The following is a 15,639-nucleotide window of genomic DNA, read 5'->3' as shown; positions in this document are numbered from 1 at the left end:
GAAACAGGGCCATTTCTCCTCAGATTACAGAGTTTACTCTTTCGAGAGTTAACCATCAGAAAAAATTGTAGTTTTCCAAGTACATAAGACAAATTTCGAGGAATTTCTTACTCCTCTAGGAACTTTTTTTCATTTAATCTACGTTATGCCACTGAAAAGGTATCTTTTTTCCATTGATTAATACAACAGTTTTATCATCGGTCTTAGATACAGATGCATGTTTTTTATTTCTTTGCACGCCTCCTGCAAAGTTATTTCCTAAGTTTAGCGTCCCGCTCAAATCTTTAATATCCAAAGTATCTAGTCGAAAAGATAAGTCTTCTAAACTGAAATCTTCTACCGTTAATTGATGAATTTCAATGTGAACATCTCTCTCAGTAGTGTTTAAACTTGAAAGTAGTTGCGCCACTTGAAGTTCCAGCGAACGGATTTTCTGCTTCATTTCATTTTTTTCATCCATTTGTAGCGACCTCCGTCCCATCTATTAGTTAAGAAAAACCGCATAGCGGTCTTTTATTAAAAACAGCGTTAGCTTCCGCCGCATGTTTTAAAGCATTACCCTTGAGACGAGCGGCGTGAAGGTAGCTATCCGCTCTATAAATTCGCTTATCTTTAAAAAAATACGACAGTATGATTAAAAGTATGTCCATTGCTTGAGAGAATACTGATCTTCTATGAGGAGGAGAAACTGCATAGAATTTGTAAGGAGGAGAACGGGGGGATAGTGGTGAACAATCAGGATCCTTTTATGAAAAAGGTCATGAAAAACGGCAATCAAGCGGATTGGGAAGATATGCAGGAAAAAGTAGAAGGTGTGCTCGGAGAAGACTTTTGGGCAGATATTATGAAAGTTGTACCCAAAAGAGGACCTACTATTGATTTTTTTGAAACAACGTCAGAAGGTGTTGTCGTTGTTGAATTAGCTGGGCTTGAATCTCAAAATCATGTGCAAGTTAATGTATCTGGAAATCAGCTAATCCTCGCAGGTCATATTCCATATCCTTATCCGCTCCCTAAAGAAGAACTCAAAATTAGCGAGCGGTTTTATGGAAAATTTAAGCGAACTATACCCGTGCCCTTTTCGTTTTCACCGGAACACATCACTGCTAACTATAAAAATGGACTTTTAGTATTAAAAATACCAAAAATCCATCAAGAAAAGCACGTAGATATATCTTTCAATCCTGAATAAGCAAGGTTAATCAAAACGAATCGTGATCGGCTTCACTGGCTCATTTTTCCGTTTTCGAAGTCTCATTTCAATGACCCCATCTTTACACGTAGCACCGAATCTTTTATCGCTCGGGTGCTCAGGCAATGAAACAATAAACGGATCTTGCTGAGGATGTCCTTTCATTATAATTCGGCTATGACCAAGAGAAATCGAGATACTTTCCTCATTCACATCTTCCGTTAAATAAATTCTCACTATAATATAGTCGTGCATTTCAAACAAGTCGTATTTTATCGTTTTTGAATCTTCAACTGGATTAGAGGAGTCTTGATCAGCCTGATGTGGCGCCATTTGATTTGGCATCGACTCCTTTATGATGTTTTGAACATAGTCATTAACCCATTCACTATTTCCTAGCATTTTCGGGTCAAATGGGAGGCCAAGGCCGCTTTTACCTAAGACGTTCGACGGGTCGAAGCCATTTTTATCACTTTGCTGAAATGGGTTGAACCCTCCACCCTGCAAAGGATTAAACACTTTCCAAATGTCAAATAACATGGTGTAGACACTCCTATTATTAGCAATCAATTGTCTCTAAAAGTACGTGTACTTAGAGAGGAGGTTCGAGTTCGTTTGGTTCGTATTGAATTTGACAACTTATCAATCAAAAATGTGGTTAATTCTTCTGGAGTTTTTACAGGGGATAATATTCAGATCGGTTTTAAGAATACCCGAAAAGTAAATGAGGGTATGGGCGCTTCCACTGGCGATGTAACTGTGACTGTAAACAACCGGCACTTAGTGATGGACCAAGATACCTGCGATTTTGTTGGTAAAGATGAAAAATAGAGGTGATTCAATGACGTTTCTTTCACCGAACTTTTTTATTGGTAATATTCGAATCGGGACTATTGAAGGTGCATCCTGCATGAATATGGGAAACAATTATCCTACCAATTTTCAAAACCACAAAAAACACAATCAAGGGTTCGGATCGATTAGCGGTGACCATAATTCACTGGAAGGACTCCGGTCTATTTTATCCGATCCAGATGTCATTGATTTATTCAACCAAGGTTCACAAGCAGAGGAGTTACCTCAAGTTGTAAAAGAGTTGCTTGAGTATCAACTACAAAAAAACCAGGAGGATGAGGAGCAATCGGTTTCTATTCATCATCAACAAAAATAAGGAGGTGATGCTGGAGAACTATTCTCTCCGTTCTCCTCATTGTTTCCATTTCCGTTCCCATTTCCGAATTTAGGAAAGTCAATCCAGTCATTATCGTAAACGACGTTAAACACACGGACCATAATGTTGTAGTCACCTGTCATCGACCCGGCGCCAGAGTTAACCTTTCCTTGGGTCTCCCACTCATATTGAACATTTTCCCCAATAAAAATTCCCGAGCAAGCAGAAATAGATTGAACGTTAATCGAGTCAAACATAATATTTTTAGGTGTTTTATCGTTCATAAGTCCTCCTAAAATTGAATATTCGGGATTGGGTTCACAATTTCTGGCTGATTAAATGGCATATCAATTCCATCTGGATCGATAATTGTATTTACTACATTAGTATTAAATACAGCTCCTACCTGAATTCCCCCCGCTAATAAAACCTTCCCTTCCAAGGCCCAGTCTACTTGGTTATTCTGACCACTCGCAATGGATGAATTCGGTCCAACTGAGTTTACGTTAATTTGGTTGAAGATAACGGATACAGGCATGTAGTCACAACCTTATCGCATGAATATTCTCTTTTATAAGGTATGAACCCAACGCTAGAGTGTGAATTCTAAAATATGTTAGTATCGTTTTGAGTGTTCCTTTTCGGGAAAGTGAGTATTTAGAAGGAATACATAAGGAGGATTTTAAATGAAGCGAGAAGAAACTCAAGTCTTAATCGAGAATGTAATGGACGAACTGTCTGAGGAAAAGGGATTTCTCGGGATCAAAAACGATCAGAACCGTAAAGAAGTATGCTCATCAGCAAAGGAAATCTTAAAAACAACAGACAAAATTATTAAGAGTTACATACGCGTTTCACGAGAAAAGCATGGCATTGTGCGAATTCCAGCATACCGTGTACAACATAACGACATTAGCGGTTTTTATAAGGGCGGGATTCGATTTAATGAAAACGTCACTGAAGCAGAAGTTGAAAACCTCGCGATACTTATGACAATCAAAAATGCGCTTCATCGTCTCCCGTTTGGCGGGGCTAAAGGAGGCGTCCATATAAACCCGAAGAATTTTTCTGATCAGGAGCTTAACTTGATCAGCAAAAAATACGTACAGAGATTTAAACCCGATATTGGCCCAAATCACGATATTCCTGCCCCCGACTTAGGGACAAATGAACGTGTGATTGATTGGATGGTAGGCGAATATAAAACGATTCACCCAGGTGAATCCTACCTTGGTTCATTTACTGGAAAAAGCGTAGAAAATGGCGGGGCTAGAGGAAGACGTGAAGCAACCGGAAAGGGAACTTTTTTAAGCTACCGCTGGTTAATACAGGACTGGTTTCATACATCGGCGGATCGTGGGGAAGTAAAGCGTAATTTACAGTGGAAAACGTTGCAAAAGCTTTTGCAAACTCGTGAAGAAAAAGGTCATATTGATGTCGCCATCCAAGGGTTCGGAAATGTCGGAAGCGTAGTTGCTACAGAGGCTATTCAATATGAAAGCATCACTCATCATGTAGTGGCTGTTTCAGACCGAGATGTGACACTTTATAATAAAGATGGACTCGATATTGATGTACTTAATGCTTTTGCCAGAACCCATGCGCGACTCCCTTTCACTCAAGGAGAGTTAGATGAAACTCACATTGATGCAGTAATTCTGAAGGCAGAAGACATTTTGACAGTAGAAACAGATGTCATGGTCCTCGCTGCTGTCGAGGATCAAATTCATAAACAAAATATGAAAGAGGTAAAAGCAAAGGTTTTCGTTGAAGGAGCGAACGCACCTTTAACTCAAGACGCCGATGACTATTTTGAAAGTATAGGGAAAATCGTAATTCCAGATATCTTAGTCAACGCGGGTGGTGTGATTGTGTCTTATTTAGAATGGAAGCAAAGCAGAATTACTGAGCATTATGGGGAAGAAAAAGTAATCGATGAAATGTCAGCGCAAATGATTGAAACGTTGCAGCGCGTATATGATGAATATTTTTACACTGACTCTGCAACAATGCGCTACCGTTGCTTCTATCTAGCACTAGAGCGACTCACAAACCTCTTATACAGACATGGAAAGTTGTTTTAAGACACGTACTTTAAATGAAATTATAGAGATACATAAGAAAAACCGCATAGCGGTCTTATATTAAAGGGGCTGTTTTCGTAAAGTTTGTTGCTTTTAGAGCGTTAGGCAAGCATGCGCTTGCCTAACGTTCTAAAAACAAATAACAACAATCGTTAGAAAAGAGCCTATTAAAAACAGCGGCGTGAAGGTAGCTGTCCTCTTATAAATTCATTTCAAAAAGGTCAAATACTGACCTTTTTGATGTACTTCTTTACACTTGTAACAATTCTTGAATGTCGTCTTTATTTAAAGATGTGATGGAGGTTTCTCCGGTTTGGATGACTTTATCCATGAGCTCGCGTTTTTGGTCTTGGAGCTGATGAATTTTTTCTTCGATCGTTCCGGCAGTGACAAGCTTAAGAACTTGGACGACCTTCTTTTGACCAAAGCGGTGCACGCGGTCGGCTGCTTGTTCCTCGACTGCTGGGTTCCACCATGAATCAAACAGAATAACCGTATCGCCGCCGGTAAGGTTTAACCCAGTTCCTCCCGCTTTTAACGAGATGAGAAATAAAGGTTTTCCGCCTTCATTATACTCTTCTGTCATCGCCAAACGCCTATTAGAAGGTGTTTTCCCGTCAAGGTAATGGTATTCCCAGCCGAGTTTTTCAAGTTCCTCTCGAATCATCCCGAGCATTTTGGTGAATTGTGAGAAAATCACCACCCTTTTTCCAGACGGGATAGCTTCCTTCAAATATTCAAGAAGTCTCTCAAGCTTTCCAGAAGACCCTTGATAATTTTCCATAAAGAGCTGCGGGTGACAACAAATTTGGCGCAACCTTGTTAGTCCTGCTAAAATCTTCATTCGATTTTCTTGAAATGAATCTTCCTTGATTACATTCTTCACTTCATTTTGAAGGAGCTGAAGCTGGGCAAGGTAAACGGCTTTTTGTTCTTCGTTAAGCTCCGTATATTGAACATTTTCAATTTTATCAGGAAGGTCGGATAAGACATCTTCTTTAACCCTTCGTAAAACAAACGGCCGAACACGCTTAGCTACTTCGTTTTCCTTCAAGTTTTTAAACGTTTTTTTATCGCGGAAAAGTCCAGGCATAACGACTTCAAAAATCGAAAATAATTCGTCTAAAGAATTTTCAATCGGTGTTCCGCTTAGAGCAAATGCTTGCTTTGTACGAATGGATTTGACCGCTTTCGCAGTTTGCGTCCAATCATTTTTGATATACTGTGCTTCATCCAAAATAAAGGTTGAGAACACGTCCCCTTGATACAATGCCATATCTCGTCGTAACAATGGGTAAGAGGTAATTACAACATCCACTGCTTTAGATTGTTCGAGAAGGTCTACACGGTCAGCTGAATGTCCTGTGATGACAGCCGTCGACAATGCGGGTGCAAATCGCTGTATTTCTCTTTCCCAATTGTAAATGAGGCTCGATGGACAAACGATTAATGCACGATCACCTTTTTGTTCCTGCTTTTCTGAAAGAAGGAAAGCAATGGTTTGAATCGTTTTTCCAAGCCCCATATCGTCTGCAAGAACTCCCCCAAACCCATAGTTGGACAACGTTTTTAACCAGCGAAATCCGACCTTTTGATATTCACGCATGGTCGCATTAAGGTCTTCAGGTACTACGGCTTCTACATCTTCAGGATGATACATACGTTCAAGGAGTTCCCGAAACCTTCTTCCTTTTCTAACCATATTTCCTGACGCTTCATCTAATTGGAAGGCCTGTAGCAACGGGACTTGCGCTTGTGCAAAAAGACCGTCAGCAGGGGTGGGCATTTGTTCTATGAGCTCTTTGACGTTTGAAAACTGGTCGTCTTGTAAGTTTAAATAAGCGCCTGATGACAATTTGTAATACTTCTTATTTTCAGCTAACGCGGTCATCATTGCTTCAATTTCACTTTCATCTATACCTTCAAATTGGAACGTAACGTCAAGAAGATTCATCCGTTCATTCGCTTCAATATGAACACGCGGCTGCTCTGCAGGTGAATAAATCAGTTGCTTGACTTGAGACGTTGTGTAGACTTCCATCACTTCGGATAACGAAGGAACGTCTACTAATAAAAACTGCAGCACCTCTTCCCAGTCATCTAAAAACAATTCGTTTCCGTTATATTTAAACGGAATTTTTTCGATAAAAGAAAGAAGCAGCATTTCTTTTTCCATATCACGGACGACAATTTCTTCCCCTTCTGAAGGGGAATTTTCAAACGGAGAGATCGTCGCATCGCCGTATACGAAGGACAGCTTAGCCGTAGCCGCATCTTCTGTTGCATCGACATAAAGCTTTCCAACAAGCGGTTCTGCTTTTATTAGCTGGCGGATCTCTGAATCAACATCGACGTTTCCTACTGTCATTAACTGAGGAAGAACGACAGAAGAAAAGTCCATCATCTGCTCTTTCGGAATAGAAATGACTGATTGGGCTTGGTCTCCAAAACTTGAATACAGTGTGAGGATAACTTGCTTCTCCTCATCCGTTAATGCAAAAAATGCCCCTCGATAAAACAAAATATTGTAATTTTTCCCCATCATCAGTGTTCGGTCATAGTTGGTCCACTTTAAGGTAAATAAGCTCTGATTGTGAGGGTCATAAGATAATTCGAACTGTAAGGGAAGTTTTTCTGGGTTTTCATAAACTTCAAATGAATTGTAGTATGTATGAAATTCAATGTCATTTTCAATGGTCACGGTGCACTGTTGTAAAACTTGAAGCAGCTCCATTAAAAACGGATTCGGGATTGTCACCTTCCGTTTGTCATCTTTTGTACGCGTTGCCCGGAAAGAGAATGTTGTAAAATCCTTTTCCAGCTGAACAATTTTTCTTAAGATATGAAATACTCGCATGTCCGCTTGTGAAAAAAGATAATCAGAAGGATGATAGGTAAACAGCTTTGAAAAACGATGGGCACTTCCATACTCCATCGCATCCAGGAATTCTCCAATATCCTTTACTACGTACCTACGTTTCGGTCCAATTTTCATCTCAAGATCAATAGATCCTGTTAATCCGTGCCAGGACGTAGAAAGGTAGAGGATAAACTCCACGTGTAAGGTTTCTTTTTCACTCAGAGATTCTTTTTTTCGTTCATATACTTGATGAAAGGAATCAATCAAGCTAAGAGCCCCATCATTAGACCGCATCACACCCGCTCCTTCACTAGAGAATCTTTTCCTTTTAGGTTGATGGTCATTATTTATTGTAATAGCGACAGCGGCAATGTGTTTACATAGCCCCGGGTACTTATCGAAGGCTTTACAATCACATTGAACTCCTGTTAAATCCAACTCTCCGGAGGTTTCATCGTAATCAATAAACACATGATAATCAGCCATACCACTAACAATGGCGTGATAATGACCCAGCTCGCGATCATAAGATAACTCTTCCACTGCCCCTTCCTCGAAATAACTTTTTCCTCGAGAAAATACCGTTGGTGAACTACAATAACCTTCTATTTCTTTTTCAGATATGACATTAAACATTACACAACCCCCTAATAAGAAAAGCGCAAGGCGCCCTTATCCGACAACATGCAAATGTTCTATCCGATATTAAGTGCTTTTTACTTTTAATCGGGCAGGTTATTTGACACGAGCCGATGACGCCTGGAGCTAGACACCGAAACGTAGATTTTTATACGTTCTGAACTATTGAGAAAAACGCTTCAGCCCTTATTTCTACATGATTTCCATTTTATCAGCTTTTTTTCCTTTTGTATGGTTATTGGTTGGATATCATAAAGGGTGATTAACCATAATAAAAGAAATGTTGCACATTCATCGGAGAGGTGAGAAAAAAATGGGTTTTATATTACGGAGAATTTTTCGTCTAGTGCTATACAGTTTTATTATGAGGGTCGTTTCCAAAGTGATAAAACGCATCTCCTCCCGGAAGACCACATAGAGCCTTTAGCAAGACTACTTGAATAAATACGAATGGCTTCTTTAGCTTTAGCTGCCTGCCCGCTATGAAAACATCATAACGGGCTTTAAAAGCTACAGCAAAAGCTCTCTTACTTCTTCTTTTCTGCTTCTATTTCTTCAACCAAGAGGGAGAGCTCTGTCCAGCGATCCATGGCTTGTTCAAGTTCTTCAGCTACTTTTTGTTGCTTGCTAAACAACTCTTGAACTTTCATTGAATCACTACCCGCATCGATGATTTCTTGCTCAATTTGCTCACTTCTCTCTTCAAGTGAAGCGATGCGTTCTTCAATCGTGTCCCATTCCTGTTGTTCACGGTACGATAACTTCTTTGTTTTTGTTCGATTACCACTAGAAGCTCTGAACGCTTGGGATTCCTCAGATTTTTTCCCGGACACTGCCTCGGGCCCCTGGTTGATTTCTTTCTCCATATAATCAGAGTAATGACCTTGAAATCTCTCCACTTGCCCATCTCCACGGAAAACAAGGAGCCGATCGACGACACGATCAAGAAAGTAGCGATCGTGGGACACGGTAATGACGACTCCAGGAAATTGATCAAGATATTCTTCTAAAATACTAAGCGTCTGTGTGTCCAAATCGTTTGTTGGCTCATCGAGAAACAAGACATTAGGCTCTGACATGAGGACGCGCAGTAAATACAGCCTTCTTCTCTCTCCTCCAGAAAGGCGGTGGATCACATTCCATTGTACCGCGCGCGAAAACATAAACCGCTCAAGCATTTGTTCTGCGGTAATCACATCTCCACCCACCGTTTGGACTACTTCTGCAACTTCTTTAATATATTCAATAACTCTTAAATCTTCATCCATTTCTTGATGATCTTGTGTATAATAGCCTATTTTCACCGTCTCTCCCATATCAATTGTTCCATTGTCCGGTTCGATACGCCCTGCTAAAACGTTAAGAAGCGTTGATTTTCCTGTTCCATTTGGCCCGATAATACCAAGTCTCTCCCCAGGAACAACCAAGTAATCAAGATCGTGAAATAATGAGGCGCCTCCTAATTTTTTAGAAACACCATTTAATTCAATCACTTTTTTACCAAGTCGATTAGAACCTATAGCAAAATCAAGATCCTTCTTTTCACGCTCAAAAGATTGTTCTTGTAATGCTTCCGCTCGCTGAATTCGTGCTTTTTGTTTTGTCGTTCGCGCTTTCGCTCCTCTTTGAAGCCACGCTAATTCTCTTCTTAAAATATTTTGCCGTTTCGCCTCCTGCTGCTCTTCCTGCTGCTCACGCTCCGCACGCTTGGCCAGATATGTTTCATAATTCCCTTCGTACGAGTACAACTTACCGTGGTCAAGCTCAAACATTTGATTCGTTACTCTGTTTAAAAAATAACGGTCATGAGTAACAATGATAATCGAACCTTTATATTGTGAAAGAAAAGCTTCTAACCATTCGATCGTTTCGTTATCAAGGTGGTTTGTAGGCTCATCAAGAATAAGGATATCCGCAGGCTGAATTAATGCTTTTGCAATAGCTACACGTTTCTTTTGCCCTCCGGATAAATGTTTCACTTGTTTTGTGAAGTCGTGAATGCCTAACTTTGTAAGCACTGTTTTCGCCACAGTACTAGCTTCCCACGCTTCATGCTCGTCCATTTTTTGCTGGTGTGTTAAAAGTCGCGTTTGCAGCTGTTCACTGGAAGGGTCATTCTCCAATTGCTGAGCTGCTTTCTCATATTGCCTCATCACTTGCATTATCTTTGATTCACCATAATAAATTTGTTCGAGTACGGTTAATTCTGGAGATAAGTCAGGCTCCTGTGGCAAATATTCGATATGAAAATCGTTGGCATGTGTAATTTTTCCCTCTTCAGATCCTTCTACTCCTGCCAAGACTTTCAACAGGGTTGATTTCCCAGTTCCATTCACACCAATCAGCCCAATTCGCTGACCATGGGATATCGAAAAGTGGATATGGTCAAAGAGAACTTTTTCTCCGTATGTCTTTGTTAAATTTTCCACTGATAAAATCGTCATAAGCGTACCCTTCCTTTGCTGGTTTTTCTAAGCAAAAACCAGTCATTCAAGCTTTTTAAATACCTTTAAGTCTTTATTGTATCTTATATAGCACCGTTGTTAAAATTTCTTTTACTTGGATGGTGAGAAGAAAGTTCAAAAATCGGTCAAGTCAATCGTTTTAAACAGATACCCTATCGTTACATCGTAAAATCACTACGACTGGCTATATTTAGTAGAAGTCCCTTTAGTACGACAGCTATTCTTATTGAACTTTAAGACGAATTTCAAAACATTTAATTCGGCCTATTCTCAACTCTTACATTTTTTAGTAAGATGATAGTTAACCACAAATAAACGAAAATGTTCCACAGTTTTACATAACATCTCATTATTATTCTTGGGGGAATTCTATGAAATCATTTTTATATACGAAGCTTTTTCTTGCTTTATTTATACTAGCCGTAGGTTGCACGACTCCTACTGAAACTGAAGAGTCACTATTTGCAGACGAAAACCTCGAACTGGCAGTCCGCGAAACACTCGCACAACCCGAAGGAAAATTATCAGAAGAAAGTCTCGGACAAATTGTTTCATTACATGCGTTCGAGCGAGAAATCACAAGCCTCGAAGGAATCGAATTCCTCCCATCCCTCGAGGAACTTTTAATTTTCGGGAATGAAATTGAAGATATATCACCTTTACTGGAATTACCAAATATAGAGAATGTCGACTTGGAAAACAACCCTCTTGACATATCTGTAGGCTCTGATGCTTACAATGTTATTCGCAGGCTCACTGAAGATGATGTATTCATTTTTATTGATGAAGAGCGGTTCACACTGGATACAGAACCATCTAAAGGGGTTTTTTACGAAGTCTCACAGGGTGACAATACCGTTTATCTACTCGGGTCAATTCATATTGGTTCAGAAGAGCTATATCCATTACACGAAGACATAGAAGCTGCCTATGAAGATTCTTCTAAAACAGCATTTGAAATTGATTTTACTTCAATCCAAGAAAATGACGTCATGGAAATGACGATGGAAGCAGGAATGCTAAGTGACCACCATAGTCTTCAAGATTATATTTCCGAAGAAGAGTTCAATCGCTTAGTATTCTTACTACGCCCTTTTGGTTTAAACGAAGAAGTCCTCACACAAATGCAACCATGGTTTGTACAGGAAACACTGACATCTGTCTCTGCTATGACAGCAGGCTACATGCCCGAACTCGGAATTGACATGCATTTTATCGAACGCGCAGAGGAAGATGGAAAAGACATCATCGGATTAGAAACCATTGAAAGTCAGCTTTCCCTCCAGAATCATTTAACATTGGAAACGCAAGCCATGCAGCTAAGTCGAACCTTAGAAGAATATAACGACATGGGCGATGAACTGATCGATCTTATGACGATGTGGCGCATGGGGGATATTGAAGGTTTGGTCGAACTTCGCGAAGGAGAAGCAGAAGAAGATCTACCCGAAGATTACTTTGCTTACTATCAAGCTTTAACAGACGAACGTGATGAAGCAATGACAGAAAAAGTTGAAGAATTTTTACACTCCGATGAGGAAGACACTTATTTTGTTGTAGTCGGTGCGCTTCACTTGGTTGGTGAAAACAGCATCATTGATTTATTAGAGGCAAGAGGCTATGAAATAGAACAAGGCGCACAGTCGACGGATGATTAACAAAATAGTTTATAGATATCGGCGCGGCTCTCCTGTATTGCAGGAGAGCTTTTTTACTTTGGACGGTTTCTCCCGACTTTTGGGCTCTTCCTCCCGACTTTAGTGGATTCGACACAGGGATGGAATATTAATCAGCAAGTTTTTATAACGGTTCATGTTCTTTATTTCGGAAAATAGATGTTTATTTTGCAAATAAGACCTTTAATATCTTGGCTCTTCAACAAACAAGCCATAGTTGAATAACAGAGGTCTTCTTGAACGACAGTTTAGCTTATGAAGAGGTTACTTGTTCAAAAGAAATCATATAATTTTACATAATTTGACCCTTTTTCTTAATCTATACATTTAGAAGCATAAACCTTATAAACGAAAAAAAAAAAGATCATCCAATATCCGAATGATTTGAGAGAACATGTAAAAAAATGGAGTTGATCAATTGATCAACTCCATGCTTTAAAATGGCTGTTTAGTTCTAGGAGTACCCTCCGTCATTCTTTTCTTTTTGAAAATCGTCTTCACCTTATATGCGGTATCTTCAAAAAGAAGATACACAACTGGTAAAAACAGAAACGTTATAAAAAATGAAAACAAGAAACCAAAGATGAGTGCAATAGCCATTGGTTGCTGATATTTGCTCGCGTGACCTGTAGTAATCGCCAATGGTATTGCTGCTGAAACGGTCGTTATTAGACTTATAAAGATTGGACGAATACGATCTTTACAAGCTTTTTTAATCGCATCAAACCTTTTTTCTCCTGATAATCTAAGTTTATTTATACTATCAATGAGCAAGATTCCATTGTTTGTGACAATCCCCATCAACACTAACATTCCCATTACAGATAACAAATTAAGGTCAGTTTGAGTAGTAAATAAACCAATTAATACTCCTGTCAAAGTTAATGGCATAATACTCATAATAATTAAAGGTTGTATTAAGCTATTGAATTGTACAGACAAAATCGCATACACTAGTATTATTGCAAATAATATGACAAGTAGCATCTCTTTTGATGCGGTATCTTGCTGTTCAATTTCTCCTCCAACCTCTACGTTATATCCTGATTCAATATCGTAGTTTTCAATAAGTGCATTGATCTCAATACCTACATCTCCTAAACCTCTACCATCAACGTCCCCGACTAATTGAATTACGCGCTCACCATTCTCATGTTCGATTTTGTGTGGTGTTAGAGCATCTTCCAAGTTAACGTAATCACTTAGTGGCCTCTCTCCATTTATGGTGTCGATTGTATTTTGACTAAGAGGTGAAGCACCTTGAACATCATCTCCATACGCTAACAATAGAGGTAAGTGGCTATTTTCTGTAGTAACGATTCCAACTTCTAACTTTGAGGATATAAGTTCGAGCTCTTTTTTAATATCAACCGGCGTCACCCCGTCAGAGACTAACCTATTGCGATCAAGTACAATCCTTTGTTCTTCCCTACTGTTTTCAAAACTAGATGAAATCCCTTGAATACCTTCAATATTTGAGAGACCCTCACTCAAATCCTCCGATATGCCTCGAAGTGTATCTAACTCTTCACCAGTTATTGAAATTTGTATCGGATAAGTCACAGAACCTGAAGCTGTTATAGGATACTCCTCACTCATTGTCTCTAACTGATTATTGATTAATGAATTAATGTCACCCTGTGCAATGATTGCATCTTCTTCAGGTGTCATTTCCACATAAAGGTACATTCGATTTGGATCTAAAGCACGAACACTGTAACCTTCAATGTCTTCAATTTCATTAAGGAACTCTGAAATTCCTTGAGAAATCCCCTCCCGATCTGCGGAAGTCGTTTGATCTTCTAAACCAATATAAATCTCAGCTTGCCGATTGTAAAAATCAGGTAAAATAGCAACCGGTATTCCGAATGTTAGAAAAAGAGAGCTTACAAATATAGCAAAAAATAATCCAATGACTCCAATTTTTCTTATCGCCTTTTTACCCATCCAATCAACATAATTATTCAGTTTTTCATACAACGCATTAGGTTTTGTTGATTTTTCTTTTCTCTGCTTCACCTTTAACCACTTTTCCGCCATTACTGGTATCAAAGTAAAACATACAATCAAGGCTGTAAGCTGACTGAACACAATCACTATAGCCACGACCTTTGCGAAATCTCCAATCTGACCACTAATAAGCCCAATCGGCAAAAAGACCGTCATTGTTGTAAGTGACAAAGCAAATACAGGAGTAAGTACTTCTTTTGTGCCTTCCACTGCTGAGGAACGATCAGATAACCCTTGTTCTTTTTTCTTATAAATCGACTCCATAATAACGATCGATGAGTCAACGATCATACCTAAAGCAATACCTAAACCAAGAATACTGATTAAGTTGATGCTTATATCAAACAATGACATTAGGAAAAAAGTAACCAATACTGTAACAGGAATAGAAATGCCCATGATAACTGCTGCAACAACATTTTTAAGAGTCACAAAGAGAACGATAATAAGTAAAATGCCACCAATCATTACATTGGTCTGAAGTCCTCCAATAGATTCACCTACAAAATCAGAATGTACAATCGTCTGATCAAGGACGAATCCTTCAGTATGTCCTTCTTTATCTAATGCTTCTAACTCGCCACGGACAGCTTCGGTCATTTCTACCTGAGTAGCATCGGTTGTTCTCGAAACAGAAACCATGACATAATTGTTATCCCCATTGCGCCACATATCTTGCTGATTGCGACTTTCTTGAACGCTAATATCAGCTATATTGTCAAGGAGTACAGCTCCATTTTCGGTTGGTATAAGGATATTTCTCACATCATCAATGCTACTTAACTGAGTATTCCATGTTAATAAAGGCTTATCGGATGTATCACTGCTCGTTCTTCCAACAGATATATTCTCATTCTGTTGAGTCAGCACTTCTTCAATATCATCAAATGCTAAATCAGCATCATTTAATTTTTCGGTGTCTAATTCTACTAAAACACCCAATTCACTTTGACCAACTACCCGGACTTCATTGACAGCACTTAGATTTTCTAATCTAGGTTTTAAGATATGATCGGCAAAGGTGGACATCTCACTTAGGTCTCCACCATATAGATCCATATAAAATTCATAACCTGATGTGCTGCGAGAAACATCAATTTCATCAACATCAGTAATTTCGTTATGAGCGTCACTTACAACAGTTCTTACACCTTCATAAGCCTTGTCATCCATTACGTTTACTGTAATGGTACTTAGGCCATCTACTGAAGAAGATGAGAATGATTCAACTCCTTCTACATCTGATATGGCATTTTCAATTGGTTTTGTAACATTTTCTTCAACCTCTAAAGCTGGGACATTTGGAGATTCAGCAGAGATCGTTATGGCAAACTCACTGACCTCCGGGTAAAACTCACTATCCATGGATTCGATAAAGACCAGGCTTAAAACAATCATTCCTAACAATGAAAAACCAACAATCTGCTTTCTGTCCAATAACACTTTAAGCCACCCCATAGTTCCCCTTCTTCCATTTTTTATTAGGTTAACACTTTACAAGAAGTATATATTTTAATGAGATATAATTCAACACAAAATATA

Annotated in this window: 12 protein-coding genes; 5 read left to right on the top strand and 7 right to left on the bottom strand. The window is 39.1% G+C overall.

Translation table 11 applies throughout. The features are described 5' to 3' along the window. Positions 1–133: 133 nt before the first annotated feature. Positions 134–460: a hypothetical protein gene (locus CDZ94_RS17760; RefSeq protein WP_096439355.1), complete on the bottom strand. Its 327-nt coding sequence runs from the start codon at positions 458–460 to the stop codon at positions 134–136. Positions 461–727: 267 nt separating this feature from the next. Between CDZ94_RS17760 and CDZ94_RS17755 the strand changes: the two genes are divergently transcribed. Beyond that, positions 728–1,192: an Hsp20/alpha crystallin family protein gene (locus tag CDZ94_RS17755; protein ID WP_096439353.1), complete on the top strand. Its 465-nt coding sequence runs from the start codon at positions 728–730 to the stop codon at positions 1,190–1,192. Positions 1,193–1,198: 6 nt separating this feature from the next. Here the strand turns inward: CDZ94_RS17755 and CDZ94_RS17750 are convergent, their stop codons facing one another. Continuing rightward, complete coding sequence (locus CDZ94_RS17750) at positions 1,199–1,732, bottom strand: Hsp20/alpha crystallin family protein (RefSeq protein ID WP_096439352.1); 534 nt, start codon at positions 1,730–1,732, stop codon at positions 1,199–1,201. Positions 1,733–1,807: 75 nt separating this feature from the next. On the opposite strand from CDZ94_RS17750, the gene CDZ94_RS17745 reads away from it, so the two are divergent. Next, positions 1,808–2,023 carry a spore germination protein gene (locus tag CDZ94_RS17745; RefSeq protein WP_157911779.1) on the top strand — a complete coding sequence of 72 codons (216 nt, stop codon included), beginning with the start codon at positions 1,808–1,810 and terminating at the stop codon, positions 2,021–2,023. 10 nt (positions 2,024–2,033) lie between these two features. After that, positions 2,034–2,363 (top strand): hypothetical protein, encoded by a 330-nt coding sequence (locus tag CDZ94_RS17740; RefSeq protein WP_096439348.1) that lies wholly within the window; start codon positions 2,034–2,036, stop codon positions 2,361–2,363. On the opposite strand, the gene CDZ94_RS17735 is transcribed toward CDZ94_RS17740, so the two are convergent. Beyond that, positions 2,351–2,647: a spore germination protein gene (locus CDZ94_RS17735; protein ID WP_096439346.1), complete on the bottom strand. Its 297-nt coding sequence runs from the start codon at positions 2,645–2,647 to the stop codon at positions 2,351–2,353. The two genes, CDZ94_RS17740 and CDZ94_RS17735, sit on opposite strands and share 13 nt — an antisense overlap. Before the next feature lie 8 nt (positions 2,648–2,655). Then, on the bottom strand, positions 2,656–2,901 hold the full coding sequence (locus CDZ94_RS17730) for a hypothetical protein (protein ID WP_096439344.1): 246 nt from the start codon (positions 2,899–2,901) through the stop codon (positions 2,656–2,658). Positions 2,902–3,049: 148 nt separating this feature from the next. Here CDZ94_RS17730 and CDZ94_RS17725 point away from each other — a divergent pair, with 148 nt between their 5' ends. After that, a complete protein-coding gene (locus tag CDZ94_RS17725) occupies positions 3,050–4,447 on the top strand; it encodes a Glu/Leu/Phe/Val family dehydrogenase (protein ID WP_096439342.1) in 1,398 nt (465 codons plus the stop codon). Positions 4,448–4,697: 250 nt separating this feature from the next. Here the strand turns inward: CDZ94_RS17725 and CDZ94_RS17720 are convergent, their stop codons facing one another. Both CDZ94_RS17720 and CDZ94_RS17715 read right to left on the bottom strand, forming a co-directional pair. Then, a complete protein-coding gene (locus CDZ94_RS17720; RefSeq protein WP_096439340.1) occupies positions 4,698–7,943 on the bottom strand; it encodes a DEAD/DEAH box helicase in 3,246 nt (1,081 codons plus the stop codon). A 530-nt stretch (positions 7,944–8,473) separates the two neighbouring features. Beyond that, positions 8,474–10,390: an ABC-F family ATP-binding cassette domain-containing protein gene (locus CDZ94_RS17715; RefSeq protein WP_096439338.1), complete on the bottom strand. Its 1,917-nt coding sequence runs from the start codon at positions 10,388–10,390 to the stop codon at positions 8,474–8,476. A gap of 392 nt (positions 10,391–10,782) precedes the next feature. On the opposite strand from CDZ94_RS17715, the gene CDZ94_RS17710 reads away from it, so the two are divergent. Next, on the top strand, positions 10,783–12,069 hold the full coding sequence (locus CDZ94_RS17710) for a TraB/GumN family protein (protein WP_096439336.1): 1,287 nt from the start codon (positions 10,783–10,785) through the stop codon (positions 12,067–12,069). Positions 12,070–12,522: 453 nt separating this feature from the next. Here the strand turns inward: CDZ94_RS17710 and CDZ94_RS17705 are convergent, their stop codons facing one another. After that, complete coding sequence (locus tag CDZ94_RS17705; RefSeq protein ID WP_096439334.1) at positions 12,523–15,555, bottom strand: efflux RND transporter permease subunit; 3,033 nt, start codon at positions 15,553–15,555, stop codon at positions 12,523–12,525. Positions 15,556–15,639 lie beyond the last annotated feature (84 nt).

It is taken from the genome of Alteribacter populi, from assembly GCF_002352765.1.
GTDB lineage: Bacteria > Bacillota > Bacilli > Bacillales > Salisediminibacteriaceae > Alteribacter > Alteribacter populi.
This window is presented reverse-complemented; position numbering and strand designations above follow the sequence as displayed.

Bases quoted from the DNA above. Each gene is read 5' to 3' on its own strand.
- CDZ94_RS17760 (WP_096439355.1), bottom strand. From the start codon at position 460: ATGGATGAAAAAAATGAAATGAAGCAGAAAATCCGTTCGCTGGAACTT.
- CDZ94_RS17750 (WP_096439352.1), bottom strand. From the start codon at position 1,732: ATGTTATTTGACATTTGGAAAGTGTTTAATCCTTTGCAGGGTGGAGGG.
- CDZ94_RS17740 (WP_096439348.1), top strand. From the start codon at position 2,034: ATGACGTTTCTTTCACCGAACTTTTTTATTGGTAATATTCGAATCGGG.
- CDZ94_RS17735 (WP_096439346.1), bottom strand. From the start codon at position 2,647: ATGAACGATAAAACACCTAAAAATATTATGTTTGACTCGATTAACGTT.
- CDZ94_RS17730 (WP_096439344.1), bottom strand. From the start codon at position 2,901: ATGCCTGTATCCGTTATCTTCAACCAAATTAACGTAAACTCAGTTGGA.
- CDZ94_RS17725 (WP_096439342.1), top strand. From the start codon at position 3,050: ATGAAGCGAGAAGAAACTCAAGTCTTAATCGAGAATGTAATGGACGAA.
- CDZ94_RS17720 (WP_096439340.1), bottom strand. From the start codon at position 7,943: ATGTTTAATGTCATATCTGAAAAAGAAATAGAAGGTTATTGTAGTTCA.
- CDZ94_RS17715 (WP_096439338.1), bottom strand. From the start codon at position 10,390: ATGACGATTTTATCAGTGGAAAATTTAACAAAGACATACGGAGAAAAA.
- CDZ94_RS17710 (WP_096439336.1), top strand. From the start codon at position 10,783: ATGAAATCATTTTTATATACGAAGCTTTTTCTTGCTTTATTTATACTA.
- CDZ94_RS17705 (WP_096439334.1), bottom strand. From the start codon at position 15,555: ATGGGGTGGCTTAAAGTGTTATTGGACAGAAAGCAGATTGTTGGTTTT.